Source organism: Burkholderia sp. PU8-34, assembly GCF_053427725.1.
In genome coordinates this window covers 423,595-439,872 of the sequence record NZ_JBSAXC010000002.1, presented here as the reverse complement: position 1 = coordinate 439,872, position 16,278 = coordinate 423,595, and the positions used below count along the sequence as shown (strand labels likewise).

The window sequence follows — 16,278 nt, the reverse complement described above, 5'->3', positions numbered from 1 at the left end:
ACACTCGGGTTCATCACCACTTAGCGGAGGTAAAGCAATGAAGAAGACGTCCCTGGCTATCCTGGTTGCGATGTCGGCGCTGACTGGCGCAGCGTATGCGCAAGAGAGCACGGAAATCAGGACCATCACCGATCCGGCCAAGATTGCCGAAATCGAGCAGCGCGCGCAGGCGCTGCAGCAGCAGCAAGCTCAGCAGGCAGCCGAGCCGGCGATGCAAGAAGAGCATCACATGAAGAAGGCAACCCATCACAAGGGCGCGAAGAAGGCCGTCAAGAAGGCCGCTCCGGCCGACGCCGCCAGCCAGTAAGCTTCAACGGCACCGCATCGCGAAAAAGCCGAATCCGGGCAACCGGGTTCGGCTTTTTTGGTTGCGGCACCGGTACGCTGTGCTAAAGTCGCGCACCGAACTTTTCCACCCCGTACGCACCCCGGTGCGGAGGACAGCATGAGCAACATTCAACTCGACATCGAGTGGACCGAAGCCGCCACTCGCAAGATCAAGCAACTGATGCCGCGCGGCTCGGAAGACGCGTTTCTCGCGCTGCCGCCGATCGAATGCCTGCCGATGGAAGGCGACGTGCTCTTTCTCGGCCCGCAAGGCAAGCAACAGCCGTTCATCGTTGCCGAACGCCAATACCACCACGACGGCGATGCGGACTGGACGATCATCCTGATCCTCGACGTCCCCGACACGTCGCACTGACGCGCCAGGCGGCAGTCGAGCGCCACGCGCCCGGCTGCCCCACCCTCAGACGATTTTCGACAGCACGCGGATCTCCGAACTCGCGATCCAGTCCGCAGCTGCTTCGCGGTAAGCGAGGATGTGCGCGGAACGCGCATGCGCCGCCAGCGCCGCCTCACTCTCCCAACGCTCGACAAACACGAACCTCGCCGGCTCCTTCAGGTCGCGATGCAAGTCGTATTGCAGCGCACCCGGTTCATTGCGGGTCGGCTTGACGATGCCCTCGAGCACGGTGCGCAACTTCTCTTCCGCACCCGGCTTCGCCACGATCAGCGCTACGACGGCGATCTCTGTCATTTCCGGCTCCTCGGATCAAAAGGTCCGAGCATACGCGATTCCGGCGACAGCGGTACGGGCACCCTCGGGCGACTCAGGCCCCAAAAAAAATTGCCCGCGCTTCGCTAGAAGCGCGGGCGAAACCGTCGCCCTACGAGGATAGGCGACGGGGCCATCGAGATCCGCGCCCGGCGCGGATCGTCATCGGTTGCGCCGACGCTTGCTGCGCCGGCATTTGGGGACGCCGATACCGTTTGTCAGGCGTTCGCGACGCATGTCCGGAATCTGACGCTTTCCTCCCTGCCCTAACGATCTGCCTATCATAAGCAGATTCCGTGCCAGCCCACAAAAAACAGACACCCCGTTGATTCATAAGGAAAATTATTCAACGAACGAGACGGCGCGCACGTTCTGTCACCCGTAACGTGCGGATGTTACGTAACGTCACGCCAAGGGTCCAATCGCAGGAAACACCGGGACGCGTGCGCGAACCCCGCACGGAAATAAAAAAAGCCCGCCTTCAAGGCGGGCTTCCTGACACGCGCGAGGATGCGTCGATCAGCGCAGCTGGTTCATGAGCAGCCCCATGATCTGGCGTGCGGGCGATGACGTATCGACCGCGCCCGACTCGTCGACGACCGCGACGCGCGTCTGGTCGGGCGTGAGCGCCTTCACGTTGACGCGGTACTGTTTCGCCTGCTTTTCCTTCTTGCCGTGGAACAGCTGGTTCCAAAAACCCTGCTCGGCGGCGCTCATATCCTTCGGATCGACATAGCGCACGTAGTACAGGCCCTGTGTGCGATCGCGATCGTCGACCGTAAAGTTCGCACGATCGAGCGCAAGGCCGACGCGCAGCCACGAGCGGTCATACGGCTCGCCGAGCGTGACTTCCGACGAAACGGCGCCCGTCACGTCGGACGCATCGGACGACCCTTGCGACGATGCGCTCGCAACGTTCTGCGCGGCGATCGCTGCCGCCGCCTTCGACGATGCCGCATCGCTCTTCTTGTCCTTCGCCGGCGGGGTATCGCTGATATTGGCGATCGGCGGCTCACCGTTCTTCGCGCGCAGGTCGTTCTGCGCGAGAACAGCCATCAGCCGCTTCAGGTATTCGGCTTCGAGTGCCGGATCGTTCGGCTTCGGCTCCCACTTGCTCGAATCGTTGCTCGGGCCGGTCAGCGCCTCACGCATGCCCTTCTGGCTGATGAACACGTAGGTGCCGCCGTTCGGCGCGGTGTCGAGACGCGTACGGTACTTGTTGCGTTCCGCAGTCACGTACGAATTACCCATTGCCTTCGAGATCACGCTGCGGATCAGGCCGTCGTTGATCTGCGGATGAGTTTCGTTCCAGTCGGTCTCCATCACGCCCTTGTCGCGCTGGTCGACCACGAGCAGGAAGCCCTGCTCCTGCCAGAAGCGGCGGATCTGCGGCCAGAGGTCGGCCGGCTTCTTGCCGTCGACGACGAGCCAGCTCTCGGTGCCGTCACGCTGGATACGCATGCCGGACACGGCCGGTGCGACAGCATCGGTGGACGGCGCCGCCTGCTGGACCTGCTGCAGCGACGACAGGGAAGTCGCGCCGCCCTGGGGCGGCAGCGAGCGCTGATCGGCCGTCTCGTCGAGCATGTTGGGCGGCACTGCGAGCGAAACCTCCTTCGATTTCGAGTCGCTCTTGTAGTCGACTTTCGTGGGCGACGACGTACCGCAACCGGCAACGAGCACGCCGGTGGCGAGCACTGCAGCGAACCGCATGGTAAGACGAAGATCAGTCATGTTCTGGGAATCCTCTTCCGCTAAATCACGGCGCTTTCCGTGGATCAACCTTGTATTTTACCGGTGCAGCGGCAGCCTGTGCAAAAAGCGGTCAAGTGAAATGCGGCGCACGTTCGGAGCCGCATCCCGCTGTCGGCACGGCCTTCCGGAATTGCGGGACCGCAAAAACGAAAAACCCGCGTCAGCCTGAGCTGACGCGGGTTCTTGTCTGGTCGGGGCGAGAGGATTTGAACCTCCGACCACCTGCACCCCATGCAGGTACGCTACCAGGCTGCGCTACGCCCCGAAAGAAAAAAATTATAACAGACACTTTGAAGAATTAGAACGGGTCGCATGCATTTTGTGAATATTGCGCGTCATGTCCGTCTTCTCCCCGCACCTTCCTCCCCTGATCGGCAGCCAAACGACCGTTTGATCCTGCCCGCGAATCGCCGCGTTTCCTTTGCCGCACCGTCCGCCCGTCTCGTCCCTTCCCGCTCCCGTTGTTTGGTGACGCCGCTCTAGCGAGCTATGACACACTGCATCGCATCGACGCACGACGCCGCCGGGCCCCGGCGCGCATCGCGCGGACGGTCACGACAAGATACGGAGACAGACGATGCGGAATGCGGTCCGGCGCGGCCATCGCTCGCCTTTGGCAATACCTGAATCGATTTCCGGCCCGCAGCGCGCAGCCCTTGCCGCGTCGCGCCGTACGCTGCGCGCATTCGGTTGCGGCGCGCTTGCGATTGCGCTGCTCGGCGCCGGCTGCGCGGAACCCGCCGCGCAGCGCGACGGCAGTGCACCGGCGGCGTCGACGTCGATCGAACGCGCGAAGGCCGAGCGCCTCGCCCGCGAACAGCAGATCGCGCGCGCCGTACCGTCGCTCGCGTCGATCCGCGTCACGCAGCCCCGTCCGTTCACGCTGCGCGACTCCGGACAGAACGGCGCGATGACCTTCCTGCGCGACGTCGATTTCCGTATCGTCAGCAATCTCGGTTTCTACATTCACCAGTTGTCGGCGACGCTCGTGCCGACGCAGGCCGGCGCACCGATCGTGTTCGACGATCCGACGAGCTTCGAGATCGACGTGCATCAAGGGACGGTCACGCTCGACAGCGCGAAGCTGACGGCGCTCTTCAATACCTACATCTTCGGTTATCGCAACGCGCCGCTGCGCAAGCTCGTCGTATCGGCCGGCGACGGCGCGATCCATCTGCAGGGCGAAATGCAGCGCGACGGCTGGGTGCCGTTCTCGCTCACCGGCACGCTCGCGGTCCGCGACGGCAGCCAGCTCGTGTTCCATCCGAGCGGCGTGCGTGTGTCGGGCCTCGACGCGCAACCGGTGATGCGCGCCGCCAATGTGAAGATGGCCGACCTGCTCAAGGTCGACACGCCGATCGCGCACCTTTCCGGCGACGATCTCGTGATGTCGGTCGACCGGCTGATGCCGCCGCCGCGCCTGAAGATCGCGATCACCGCACTGCGCCTGACGCCCGCCGGGCTCGACCTGACGCTCGACGACGGCACGCACGCCGGCTTCGCGATGCCCGCGAATGCGCCGCAGCAGGCGATGTACATCCGCGGTGGCGACGTGAAGTTCATGCGCTCGATGCCGATGAACGCAGACATCGTGATCGGCCCGGCCGACCCGGCGAAGGCTGGACAGAATTTCGTGTTCGACCTGTACCACTACCGCGACCAGGTCTCGGCCGGCTATTTCAATTTCGTCGAAAGCGGCGCGATGGCGATCCGGATGCCGTCGTACGCGGGGGCCGCGAGCGGCTCGCCAGTCGGCAACCCGGCCGCACGCCTGAACGACAGCTACCTCGCCGCGCAGCAAAATGCGCTGCGCGACGTCCGCCAGCACTGGGAAGCGTATGCGCTCGCGAACGACGCAGCGCGGCCCGGCATGCAGAAAGTGGCTATGCGACGCACCGCGAACACGCCGTTCAACGAACGGCACGTGTCGAACCGCAATCCGACGATCCATCTGCGCAATGTCGATTTCAACCTGTCCGGCGACATCGGCTTCCACGTCGAGGATCTCGACGTCCAGCTCGTCGCGAAACGGGCCGGCGAACCCGTCGATCTCGACGACCCGAACCAGTACGACATCCGGATCCTCGGCGGGACGGTCGTCGAATCGTGGAAGGCGATGTCGGCGCTCTTCAACAACTATCTGCTCGACTACGCGCCGCGTTCGCTGAACGACCTGCAATTGAGCGCCGACGGCCAGAACCTGCGCGTGCAGGGCGGAATCAAGCTGTGGAACCACGTGCCGGGCGTCTGGCTGCCGACCGACATGAAGGGCTCGCTGTCGGTGCTCGACGACCGCCATCTCGCGTTCGCGCCGACCCAGGTGTCGGTGCTCGGCATCCCGCAGGCAAAGCTGCTGCGCTCGCTCGGCATCGAGCTGGCGTCGCTCACACCGCTGCAGCGCCGTGGCGCGGAACTGCGCGGCGACACGCTCGTGCTCGACCAGTACACGGTGTTCCCGCCGCCGGTGCTGAACGGCAGGCTCGCGCAGGCCGCCGTCGAACCCGACGGGCTGCGCCTCACATTCCGGCGTGTATCGGACGCGCCCGCGCCGAAGCCGCCGCAGATCCCCGCGCACAGCTACATGTGGATGGAAGGCGGCGACATGAAGATGTTCAACGTGCTCGAACTGAACGTCCGCGCGCTGATCCAGAATTCAGCCGAGCCCGGCCCGATGCGGTTCGACCTGTACGGCTACCGCAGCCAGGTCGCGCAAGGCTCGGTGCGGATGCTGCCGGACGGCACGCTGGTCGTCGACATGGGACAGAGGAATCCGCTCGCTGCGCGCTGAGCCGGCTCGCTTGACGGACGCGCATGAAAAAGCCCGGGGGCCATCACGCCAACCGGGCTTCCTGTCGTTCGCGCCACTACGCTCAGTCGTGCTTCAAGCCGTCGATCACGTCGAGCAGCGCCTGCCGCAGCGCGGCAACGTCGACGCTCGCGCCCGCAGGACGGGCCGGCGTCCGCGCTTCCGTCGCGGGCGCCTCGCTCTCGACCGCCGGCGCCTCGTCACGCGCGCCGCCCGGCGAATCGAGACGGTTGCGGGCCCCGTTGATCGTGAAGCCCTGCTCGTACAGCAATTCGCGGATCCGCCGGATCAGCAGCACCTCGTGATGCTGGTAATACCGGCGATTGCCCCGCCGCTTCACCGGTCGCAACTGCGTGAATTCCTGTTCCCAGTAACGCAGCACGTGCGGCTTGACGCCACACAGTTCGCTGACTTCACCGATCGTGAAGTAGCGCTTCGCGGGAATCGGAGGCAAGACGACTTTCTCAACCGTCGTGGTCATCGTCAGTTAACCGTCGGTAAAGGTGCGCGGCGGCCGCGCGGGGACGTCAGCGCGCGTCGCTTTGCTCCGCGCCGTTCTCGACCAGCGCCTTCAGCTTCTGGCTCGCGTGGAAGGTTACCACTCGGCGCGCGGCGATCGGAATCGCCTCGCCCGTCTTCGGATTGCGGCCCGGGCGCTGCGGCTTGTCGCGCAGCTGGAAATTGCCGAACCCCGACAGCTTGACGCTTTCGCCGTTCTCGAGCGCGTCGCGGATCACTTCGAAAAACGCCTCGACCATGTCCTTCGCTTCACGCTTGTTCAGCCCGACGCTGTCGAACAGCAGCTCCGCCAGCTCCGCCTTCGTCAGCGTCGGCGTCTCGGTGGACGCCGGCGCCGAAGCGTCGCGGTTCAAGGCGCTGCGCTGCGCCGTCAGGAGGGCTTCGAATTCACTCGAGGTCATGTCGTTCATATCTGCCACATACTGCGCGTTAAACCAAAACTCACGATGAGGAACCGGCCGCCCGGGCGCGCGATGTCGCTTCGCACCCGGGCCGCTGCCGGCTCCTTAGCCGCGCAAGCGCGCGCCGACGCGCGCCATCCGCTCGACAAGCGTCTGGATCGCCTGATCGACGACCTCGTCCTGTAGCGTGCCGGCCGTGTCCTGCAGCGTCACGCGGAAGGCAAGGCTCTTCTCGTGCGCGGCAAGTCCACCGGAAGTATTTGATTTTGCACGAAATTCGTCGAAGAGTACAACCCTCTGAACGAACCGGCAGGCGTCGTCGGCCAGCGCCTTCTTTATTTCGTCGAAGAGCGCCTGGACTTCGACCGTCTGATCGACCACGACCGCGATGTCGCGGCGCACCGGCGGGAACTTCGACACCTCGGTCGGCGCCGGCAGCCCGCGCGCGACGAGCGCGTCGGTATCGATCTCGAACATCACCGGCGCATGCGGCAGTTCGTACTTCTGCATCAGGCGCGGGTGCAATTCGCCGATCCAGCCGACCGCGCGGCCGTCGATCTCGATGCGCGCGCTGCGGCCCGGATGCAGGGCCGGATGCTCGGCCTTCACGAAGCGGGCAGACGTCGGCGCGAGCAGCGCTTCGAGATCGCCCTTCATGTCGAAGAAGTCGACCGCGCGGGTCGGCACGCCCCACTGCTCGTCGACCGCCGGGCCATAGGCCAGTGCGCCGACTCGCTTCGGCTGCGCATAGCCTTCGACCGCCAGTTCGCCGGCCTTGACCGACGGATCGGCCAGGAACACGCGGCCCGCCTCGAACACGCGCACGCGATCCGCCCGGCGGTTCAGGTTGTGGCGCAGCACGGCGATCAGGCTGCCGAACAGCGTCGTGCGCATTACCGACAGCTGGCTCGCGATCGGATTGAGCAGACGAATCGGATTGTCGTTGCCGGCGAAATCGTGCTCCCACTCCGCATCGACGAAGCTGAAGTTGACGGTTTCCGCATAGTCGCGCGCGGCGAGCGCGTGACGGATGTCGTGGATCGAGCGCTGCGTCTCGTTCGTCGCGCGCATCTCGCTCGTCGCGACGGGCGGACGCGCCGGAATCTTCTCGAAGCCGTAGATGCGCGCCACTTCCTCGATCAGGTCTTCCTCGATCTCGATGTCGAAGCGGTGCGACGGCGGCGTGACCGAGAACACGTCGTCATCGCGCTCGAACGGCAGGCCGAGACGCGTGAAGATGCTCGCGATCTCGTCGGCGTCGATCTTCACGCCGATGATGCGGTTCGCGCGCGACACGCGCATCGCCACCGGCGCGCGCTGCGGCAGGTTGACCGCCTGGTCGTCGACCGGGCCGGCCTTGCCGCCGCAAATGTCGAGGATCAACTGCGTGATGCGCTCGACATGCTCGACGGTCGTCGCATAGTCGACACCGCGCTCGAAGCGGTGTGCCGCATCGGTCGAGAAGTTGTACTTGCGCGCGCGGCCGCGAATGCTGTCCGGCCACCAGAATGCCGCTTCGAGATAGATGTTGGTCGTGTCGAGCGTGACGGCCGTGCTGTCGCCGCCCATGATGCCCGCGAGGCTTTCGACCTGGGCGTCGTCGGCGATCACGCCGACCGTCTCGTCGAGCTCGACCGTATTGCCGTTCAGCAGCTTCAGCGACTCGCCACGCTTGCCCCAGCGCACCTCGATGCCGCCGTGGATCTTGTCGAGATCGAACACGTGCGACGGGCGGCCAAGCTCGAACATCACGTAGTTCGAGATGTCGACGAGCGCGGACACGCTGCGCTGGCCCGCGCGCTCGAGGCGCTCGACCATCCATTGCGGCGTCTTCGCGCGCGCATTCACGCCGCGGATCACGCGGCCCGAGAAGCGGCCGCACAGGTCCGGTGCGGCGATGCGCACCGGCAGCGTCACGTCGAGTTCCGCCCGCACCGGACGGATGTCGAGCTGCGTGAGCGGCGCGCCGGTAATCGCGGCGGTCTCGCGCGCGATGCCGAACACCGACAGGCAGTCCGCCTTGTTCGGCGTCAGCTTGATTTCGAAGATGGTGTCGTCGAGGTTCAGCGTGTCGCGGATGTCCTGGCCGACCGGCGTGTCTTCCGGCAGGATCAGCAGGCCGCTGTGGTCCTCGGACAGCTTCAGTTCGCGCGCCGAGCACAGCATCCCCTGGCTCTCGACGCCGCGCAGCTTCGACAGCTTGATCGCGAACGGCTTGCCGCCTTCTTCGGCGGGCGGCAGCTCGGCGCCGACGAGCGCGACCGGCACCTTGATACCCGGCGCGACGTTCGGCGCACCGCAGACGATGTTCAGCGTCGCGCCCGTGCCGGCGTCGACCTGGCAGACATTGAGCTTGTCCGCATCCGGATGCTTGACGACTTCGAGCACCCGCCCGACGACGATCTTCGACATCGGCGGCGCGGCCTTGCTCAGCGACTCGACTTCGAGCCCCGCCATCGTCAGTGCGTGCGACAGCTCGTCGGTCGTCAGTTGCGGATCGACAAAGGTTCTCAACCAGGATTCAGGGAATTGCATGAGTGTCTACGTTCGAAACAGGTTGAATCGACGCCCGGCTCGCTGCGCAGCGCGCACGGGCACAAGTCGGCGTGGCGAGCGCGTTACGCGAACTGGCGCAGAAAACGCAGGTCGTTCTCGAAGAACAGACGCAGATCCTGCACGCCATAGCGCAGCATCGTCAGACGCTCGAGGCCGCTGCCGAACGCGAAGCCGATATAGCGCTCGGGATCGAGGCCCATGTTGCGGATCACGGTCGGGTGCACCTGCCCCGAGCCGGAAATCTCGAGCCACTTGCCGGCGTTCTTGCCGTGCTCGAACATCATGTCGATCTCGGCCGACGGTTCCGTGAACGGGAAATACGACGGACGGAAGCGCACGAGAATGTCGTCGCGCTCGAAGAATTTCTTCAGGAAGTCGGTATAGACGCCCTTGAGATCGGCGAAGCTGATGTTTTCGTCGATCCACAGCCCCTCGACCTGATTGAACATCGGCGAGTGGGTCGCATCGCTGTCGACGCGATACGTGCGGCCCGGCGCGATCACCTTGATCGGCGGGCGGTTCATGCGCGCATAACGCACCTGCATCGGGCTCGTGTGCGTGCGCAGCAGCAGCGGACGGCCGTCGGCATCCTTGCCTTCGACGTAGAACGTGTCCTGCATCGAACGCGCCGGATGGTTCTCCGGGCTGTTCAGCGACGTGAAGTTGTACCAGTCGGTCTCGATCTCGGGACCGTCGGCCACGTCGAAGCCGATCGTGCGGAAAATCTGTTCGACGCGCTCCCACGTGCGCATCACCGGATGCAGGCTGCCCGCACCGGCGCCGCGGCCCGGCAGCGTGACGTCGATCGCCTCGGCGGCGAGGCGCTGGTTCAGCAGCGCGTCCGCCAGCGCCTGGCGGCGCGCGGTCAGCGCGGCTTCAACCTGCTGTTTCACGACATTGATGCGCGCGCCTTCGGTCTTGCGCGCTTCGGGATCGAGCTTGCCGAGGCCCTTCAGCAACTCGGTCAACGCACCCGACTTGCCGAGGAAGCGGGCTTTCTCGTTTTCGAGCGTGGTGATGTCGGCAGCCTGTTCGAAGGACTGCTGCGCGTCGGCGACAATCTGGTCCAGATCCATAGATCCCATCATTTCCAACGTCATTCGTTTTCGGCGAGCAAAATCGCCCGGCCAAACAAAAAAGGGGCTCGGAAGAGCCCCGTTTTCGCTGCAGCGGCCGAGACTACCGGAACATCGCTGCAACTAACCACGCAGTGCTAATTTCGCAATTAGGCTGCAACGGCGGCTTTCACCTGCTTGACGATCGCAGCAAAAGCAGCCTTGTCGAACACCGCCATGTCGGCCAGCACCTTACGGTCGAGTTCGATCGACGCCTTCTTCAGGCCGTTGATGAACACGCTGTAGGTCATGTCGTGCTGGCGAACTGCCGCGTTGATACGCGTGATCCACAGTGCGCGGAACACACGCTTCTTGTTGCGACGGTCGCGATAAGCGTACTGGCCAGCACGCATCACCGCCTGCTTGGCGATGCGGTAGACGTTATTGCGGCGACCGCGATAACCCTTGGCCAGGTTGATGATCTTCTTGTGACGGGCCCGTGCGGTTACCCCACGTTTGACTCGAGGCATGTTTCTCTCCTGTGAGTATCTGTTGAGGGGTTACGCGAACGGCAGCATCGCGCGGACGGAGTTCAGATCGGAATCATGAACTGCCGTTGCGCCGCGCAGGTGACGCTTGTTCTTCGTGGTTTTCTTGGTCAGGATGTGGCGCTTGAAGGCTTGACCGCGCTTGACGGTACCGCCCGGACGCACCACGAAGCGCTTTGCAGCGCTCTTCTTGGTCTTCATCTTAGGCATGACGAACAACTCCAGTTTATTAGATGGCGATGGGTGTGCGGTTGGCTTGCGCCCTTGACCCGCCCTTCGAAACCCAGTCCACTTGTGTACGGCATGCTGTTTGCACAGCCGCCGTCATTGCTGGCACGCCGCCCTGACCGGGCAACGCGCCGAACCACTTCGAGACCCGCGCGCGTTTCGCGCGCCGGCCCGTTACTTCTTCTTCTTCGGCGAGAGCACCATGATCATCTGGCGCCCTTCCATCTTCGGCATCTGCTCGACCTGGCCGACTTCTTCGAGATCGGTGCGCAGACGCTCGAGCATCCGCATGCCGATTTCCTGGTGAGCCATTTCGCGGCCGCGGAAACGCAACGTGATCTTCGTCTTGTCGCCTTCCTCGAGGAAGCGCACGAGGTTGCGCAGCTTGACGTTGTAATCCCCGTCATCGGTACCCGGCCGGAACTTGACTTCCTTGACCTGGATGACCTTCTGCTTCAGCTTCGCTTCGTGCTGCTTCTTGGATTCCTGGTACTTGAACTTGCCGTAATCCATCAGACGGCAAACCGGGGGAACCGCCTGCGGCGCGATTTCCACCAGGTCAACATCCAGTTCTTCCGATTTACGGAAAGCATCAGCGAGTTTTACGATACCGAGCGGTTCGTTCTCGATCCCGACCAGACGCACTTCCGGCGCAGTGATTTCACCGTTGATGCGATGCGACGACTTATCAGTAGCGATGTTACGTTTCCTCTAAAAATTAAAAAAACGAGCCGCGCTGCCAGGGCGGTTACTTGAACGAACGCAGGTCATCCTGCAGTCGCTCAACGAAGGCTTCGACCGGCATTACGCCCAGATCGACGCCGCCACGGGCACGCACGGCTACCGTTTGTGCATCACGCTCCTTGTCGCCCACGACGAGCAGATAAGGCACCTTTTCCAGCGTGTGCTCGCGTATTTTATAGCTAATCTTCTCGTTACGCAAATCGGCCGTCACTCTAACCCCTTGTTTTTGCAACGATTGGGCCAGAGATTGTGCATATTCGGCCTGACTTTCGGCGATATTGAGCACAACAGCCTGGAACGGCGCGAGCCAGACCGGCATTGCACCAGCATGGTGCTCGATCAGAATGCCGAGGAAACGCTCCATCGAACCGACGATCGCGCGGTGCAGCATCACCGGCCGGCGGCGGCTGTTGTCTTCCGCGACGTACTCGGCACCGAGGCGCTCCGGCAGCATCATGTCGAGCTGCAGCGTGCCGCACTGCCACGAACGGCCGAGCGCATCCTTGATGTGGTACTCGATCTTCGGACCGTAGAACGCACCCTCGCCCGGCAGCTCATCCCACGTGAGGCCGCATGCCGTCAGCGCTTCGCGCAGCCCTTGCTCCGCACGGTCCCAGGTTTCGTCGGAACCCATGCGCTGCTCCGGACGCAGCGACAGCTTGATGTCGATGTGATCGAAGCCGAAGTCCTTGTACACGCTCATCGCGAGCTTGTTGAACGCGATCGACTCGGCAATGATCTGGTCTTCCGTACAGAAGATGTGCGCGTCGTCCTGCACGAAGCCGCGCACGCGCATCAGGCCGTGCAGCGCGCCCGACGCCTCGTTGCGGTGGCACGAGCCGAATTCCGCGTAGCGCAGCGGCAAGTCGCGGTACGAGCGCAGGCCGTGCTTGAACACCTGGACGTGCCCCGGACAGTTCATCGGCTTGATCGCGTAGTCGCGCTTCTCCGACTCCGTCGTGAACATGTTCTCGCGGTAGTTCTGCCAGTGGCCCGACGCCTCCCACAGCGAACGGTCCATGATCATCGGCGTCTTGATCTCGAGGTAGCCGGCCTCGTTCACGCGGCGGCGCATGTACTGCTCGACCTGCTGCCACAGCGCCCAGCCCTTCGGATGCCAGAACACCATGCCCGGCGACTCTTCCTGCATGTGGAACAGGTCGAGCTGCTTGCCGAGCTTGCGGTGGTCGCGCTTTTCCGCTTCCTCGAGCATGTGCAGGTACTGGTCCTGGTCTTCCTTCTTGATCCAGGCCGTGCCGTAGATGCGCTGCAGCTGCTCGTTCTTCGAGTCGCCGCGCCAGTACGCGCCCGCGACCTTCATCAGCTTGAAGACCTTCAGCTTGCCGGTCGACGGCACGTGCGGGCCGCGGCACAGGTCCGTGAAGCCGCCGTGCGCATACAGCTTGATTTCGTCGCTTTGCGGGATCGACTCGATGATCTCGGCCTTGTACTTCTCGCCGATGCTGCGGAAGTATCCGGCAGCCTCGTCGCGCGATACGACGCGGCGCGTCACGGGCTCGTCCTTCTTCACGAGCTCCTGCATGCGCTTTTCGATCTTTTCCAGATCTTCCGGCGTAAACGGGCGGTGATACGAGAAGTCGTAATAGAAGCCGTTGTCGATCACCGGCCCGATCGTCACCTGCGCGTCCGGATACAGATCCTTCACCGCGTAGGCAAGCAAGTGGGCGGTCGAGTGGCGGATGATGTCGAGGCCGTCGGCGTCCTTGTCCGTGACGATCGCAAGCGATGCATCGCGGTCGATCACCGCGGACGTATCCACGAGCTCGCCGTCGAGCTTGCCGCCGAGCGCAGCCTTTGCGAGACCGGGACCGATCGAGGCCGCCACTTCGGCGACTGTCACCGGATGCTCGTATTGTCGAACTGAGCCATCAGGCAAGCGTATCGAAACCATAGCAATCTCCGTGATGCCGACAGTGGGCGGCAGACCAAGCACGCGATGTCAGCCATCGCGCGAAATTTCGCGACAAAAAAAATGCGGCCCCGCTTTCGAGGGGCCGCATCCGATACTTCACTCAACCGTAAGGGCGAAAACGTTCCTCGACTAGCGTCGCTCCGAAGTGGTTTCGGTCAACGTTCGCGGTGTCATAACCGTATTCGCCTTGTGCGCGTTGAGCATTTACTGCTTCGAACACCCGGAAAACCGGATGCTCCTGTTCGTTGGTAGGCTCGATTGGACTCGAACCAACGACCCCCACCATGTCAAGGTGGTGCTCTAACCAGCTGAGCTACGAGCCTGAAGAAGAAAAGATTATATGGAGCTTCCCTTCGCTTGGCAAGAGCTTTTATGCACCTGCAGCAAAATTATTTCGCACCGGATCGTCGCATCATGCCTTCCGGCCGGCGCGGACGACACCTTGCACCTCGCCGAGCAGCGTGCATGCACGCAGCACCTGCGCCGAATTTGAAATCTCGACCGTGAACTGCATGAATGCGGCATTGCGGCGGCTCTGCGTCTTCACGCCGACGACGTTGATCTTCTCGCGCGCGAAAACTTCCGAAATGTCGCGCAGCAGCCCCTGCCGGTCGGTCGCCTCGATCATCAGGTCGACCGGATAGACCGACGCGCCGCGGCCGCCCAGCACGTCGGCAGACCACGTGGTCTGCAGCACGCGCTCCGGCGCGCGCTCGGCCATCCGGCGGAACGTCGCGCAATCGCTGCGATGGATCGACATGCCCTTGCCGCGCGTGACGAAGCCGCTGATCGGATCCGGCGGCGCAGGCCGGCAGCAGCGCGCAAGCTGCGTCAGCAGCGCATCGACGCCGACCACGAGCACGCCGGTCGACGCGCCGTGCGCGACGCTCGCGCCGCTGCTACGCTTCTCGAAGTCGGCGGGCGCCTCGGGTGCAAGCTCGGGCGGCGGCGCATCGGACAGCGCCTGCTCGACGTTGCGCAGGCTGAACTCTTCCTTGCCGACGACCGAGAACAGCTCCTCGGGCGTCTTGAAGCCGAGCTTCGCAGCCAGGTTGTCGAGATTGACCGACGTCTTGCCTTCGCGCTGCAGCGTCTTTTCGACGAGCGCGCGACCATGCGCGATGTTCTCTTCGTGCTCGATCGAGTTGAACCACGCGCGCACCTTCTGCCGCGCACGCGAGCTCTTCAGGTAGCCGAGTTGCGGATTCAGCCAGTCGCGCGACGGCCCGCCCTCCTTCACCGCGACGATCTCGACCGTCTGCCCGTTCGCAAGCGGCGTATTGAGCGGCACCATCGCGCCGTCGACGCGCGCGCCGCGGCAACGATGCCCGACCTCGCTGTGCAGGTGATACGCGAAATCCACCGGCGTCGCGCCCTGCGGCAGCGCGATCACGCGCGCCTGCGGCGTCAGCACGTAGATGTGATCGTCGTCGAGCGACGTTTCGCGCAACTGCGCCCATGCCTTGCCGCCCGCCGCCCCACTGCCGTCCTCGACGTCGTCCTTCCACGCGAGCAACTGGCGCAGCCACGCGATCTTCTCGTCGTACTTGTCGCTCGCGGAGAACTGGCCGCCGTAGCCGCGCGCGCCCGCTTCCTTGTAGCGCCAGTGCGCAGCCACGCCGTATTCCGCGAAGTTGTGCATCTCCTGGGTGCGGATCTGCACTTCGAACGCGCGCCCGTCGTCGCCGATCACGACCGTGTGCAGCGACTTGTAGCCGTTCGGCTTCGGACGCGAGATGTAGTCGTCGAACTCCTTCGGCACCGGCTGCCACAGGTGATGCGCGATGCCGAGCACCGTGTAGCAATCCTTGATGTCCGGCACGATCACGCGAAACGCGCGCACGTCGTACAGCTCGGAGAAATCGAGCTCCTTGCCGCGCATCTTGCGCCAGATGCTGTAGATGTGTTTCGGCCGGCCGCTCACCTCCGCCTGGATGTGCGCGGCGGCCAGCTCGCGCTGCAGGCGCTCGATCGCCTCCGCCACATACGCCTCGCGCTCGATGCGCTTCTCGTCGAGCAGCTTCGCGATCCGCTTGTACGTCACCGGATCCTCGAAGCGGAACGCCAGATCTTCCAGCTCCCACTTCAGTTGCCAGATGCCGAGACGGTTCGCGAGCGGCGCGTAGATATCGAGCGTCTCGCGCGCGACGTCCGGCGGCGGATCGACCTTCGCGGCCGCGTAATAGCGCAGCGACTGCAGCCGCGACGCGAGCCGGATCAGCACCACGCGGATGTCCTGCGCGAACGCGAGCAGCATCTTGCGCAGCGCCTCGATCTGCGCACGCCGCGCGGCCGCGGCGTCGCGCCCGACGTCGGGCACCGCGTTCTGCGCGGCGCGCAGGCTGACCGTGCCGAGCCGCAACAGCTTGCGCACGTCGGACACGAGGCGCGCAACCTCGTCGCCGAACCGTTCGGCGAGTTCGCGCTCCGGATCGCTCAGGTGCGGCGTCAGCGCGAACAGCGCCGCCGCCTGCACGGCAGGCGGGTCGACGTTCAGCTTGCGCATGATCGACGCCGTGCCGGCCGCATGATCGGCAAGCAATTCGCCCGACGACAGGCGCGCGTCGCCGGCGTGAGCGCGCACGAACGCGAGCACGTCGTCGAACGACGGCGCAGCGGCGGCGGAAACGGGTTCGACGGTCATCGTACGGCCTGACGGAATGCGCTCATCGCGAG

The 16,278-nt window shown here is 64.2% G+C and carries 14 protein-coding genes and 2 tRNA genes; 3 read left to right on the top strand and 13 right to left on the bottom strand.

The genetic code is table 11. The features are described 5' to 3' along the window. Nucleotides 1-37 precede the first annotated feature (37 nt). Both ACV22Z_RS06665 and ACV22Z_RS06660 read left to right on the top strand, forming a co-directional pair. Complete coding sequence (locus ACV22Z_RS06665; protein WP_448075522.1) at nt 38-307, top strand: hypothetical protein; 270 nt, start codon at nt 38-40, stop codon at nt 305-307. A gap of 138 nt (nt 308-445) precedes the next feature. Then, a complete protein-coding gene (locus ACV22Z_RS06660; protein WP_059608571.1) occupies nt 446-703 on the top strand; it encodes a hypothetical protein in 258 nt (85 codons plus the stop codon). Between the two features lie 45 nt (nt 704-748). Here the strand turns inward: ACV22Z_RS06660 and ACV22Z_RS06655 are convergent, their stop codons facing one another. The 3 genes from ACV22Z_RS06655 to ACV22Z_RS06645 all read right to left on the bottom strand — a co-directional run bounded on the left by ACV22Z_RS06655 (nt 749) and on the right by ACV22Z_RS06645 (nt 3,077). Then, complete coding sequence (locus ACV22Z_RS06655; RefSeq protein ID WP_448075521.1) at nt 749-1,039, bottom strand: putative quinol monooxygenase; 291 nt, start codon at nt 1,037-1,039, stop codon at nt 749-751. A gap of 537 nt (nt 1,040-1,576) precedes the next feature. Beyond that, nucleotides 1,577-2,791, bottom strand: a complete 1,215-nt coding sequence (gene bamC / locus ACV22Z_RS06650) for an outer membrane protein assembly factor BamC (protein WP_448075520.1) — start codon at nt 2,789-2,791, stop codon at nt 1,577-1,579. A gap of 209 nt (nt 2,792-3,000) precedes the next feature. Further along, nucleotides 3,001-3,077, bottom strand: a tRNA-Pro gene (locus ACV22Z_RS06645). A 312-nt stretch (nt 3,078-3,389) separates the two neighbouring features. On the opposite strand from ACV22Z_RS06645, the gene ACV22Z_RS06640 reads away from it, so the two are divergent. After that, nucleotides 3,390-5,600, top strand: a complete 2,211-nt coding sequence (locus ACV22Z_RS06640; protein WP_448075519.1) for a hypothetical protein — start codon at nt 3,390-3,392, stop codon at nt 5,598-5,600. An 82-nt stretch (nt 5,601-5,682) separates the two neighbouring features. Here ACV22Z_RS06640 and ACV22Z_RS06635 read toward each other — a convergent pair whose 3' ends face one another. The 10 genes from ACV22Z_RS06635 to ACV22Z_RS06590 form a co-directional block, all read right to left on the bottom strand. After that, nucleotides 5,683-6,099: a MerR family transcriptional regulator gene (locus tag ACV22Z_RS06635; RefSeq protein WP_448075518.1), complete on the bottom strand. Its 417-nt coding sequence runs from the start codon at nt 6,097-6,099 to the stop codon at nt 5,683-5,685. Between the two features lie 46 nt (nt 6,100-6,145). Next, a complete protein-coding gene (locus tag ACV22Z_RS06630; RefSeq protein ID WP_448075517.1) occupies nt 6,146-6,547 on the bottom strand; it encodes an integration host factor subunit alpha in 402 nt (133 codons plus the stop codon). Between the two features lie 96 nt (nt 6,548-6,643). Then, nucleotides 6,644-9,073, bottom strand: a complete 2,430-nt coding sequence (gene pheT, locus ACV22Z_RS06625) for a phenylalanine--tRNA ligase subunit beta (RefSeq protein ID WP_448075516.1) — start codon at nt 9,071-9,073, stop codon at nt 6,644-6,646. Between the two features lie 83 nt (nt 9,074-9,156). Next, entirely contained in the window at nt 9,157-10,170 is a 1,014-nt protein-coding gene (pheS, locus tag ACV22Z_RS06620; RefSeq protein WP_185732441.1) for a phenylalanine--tRNA ligase subunit alpha, read from the bottom strand. Nucleotides 10,171-10,319: 149 nt separating this feature from the next. Further along, nucleotides 10,320-10,679 carry a 50S ribosomal protein L20 gene (gene rplT / locus ACV22Z_RS06615; protein WP_004192938.1) on the bottom strand — a complete coding sequence of 120 codons (360 nt, stop codon included), beginning with the start codon at nt 10,677-10,679 and terminating at the stop codon, nt 10,320-10,322. Nucleotides 10,680-10,709: 30 nt separating this feature from the next. After that, nucleotides 10,710-10,907, bottom strand: a complete 198-nt coding sequence (gene rpmI / locus ACV22Z_RS06610; RefSeq protein ID WP_004191477.1) for a 50S ribosomal protein L35 — start codon at nt 10,905-10,907, stop codon at nt 10,710-10,712. A gap of 192 nt (nt 10,908-11,099) precedes the next feature. Continuing rightward, the gene (infC, locus tag ACV22Z_RS06605; RefSeq protein ID WP_071734130.1) at nt 11,100-11,624 is read right to left on the bottom strand and encodes a translation initiation factor IF-3; all 525 of its coding nucleotides are present in this window, start codon (nt 11,622-11,624) and stop codon (nt 11,100-11,102) included. Between the two features lie 49 nt (nt 11,625-11,673). Then, entirely contained in the window at nt 11,674-13,581 is a 1,908-nt protein-coding gene (gene thrS, locus ACV22Z_RS06600; protein ID WP_448075515.1) for a threonine--tRNA ligase, read from the bottom strand. A gap of 267 nt (nt 13,582-13,848) precedes the next feature. Further along, nucleotides 13,849-13,925 (bottom strand) — tRNA-Val (locus tag ACV22Z_RS06595). A gap of 89 nt (nt 13,926-14,014) precedes the next feature. Beyond that, nucleotides 14,015-16,246: a RelA/SpoT family protein gene (locus ACV22Z_RS06590; protein WP_448075514.1), complete on the bottom strand. Its 2,232-nt coding sequence runs from the start codon at nt 16,244-16,246 to the stop codon at nt 14,015-14,017. Between the last annotated feature and the right edge of the window lie 32 nt (nt 16,247-16,278).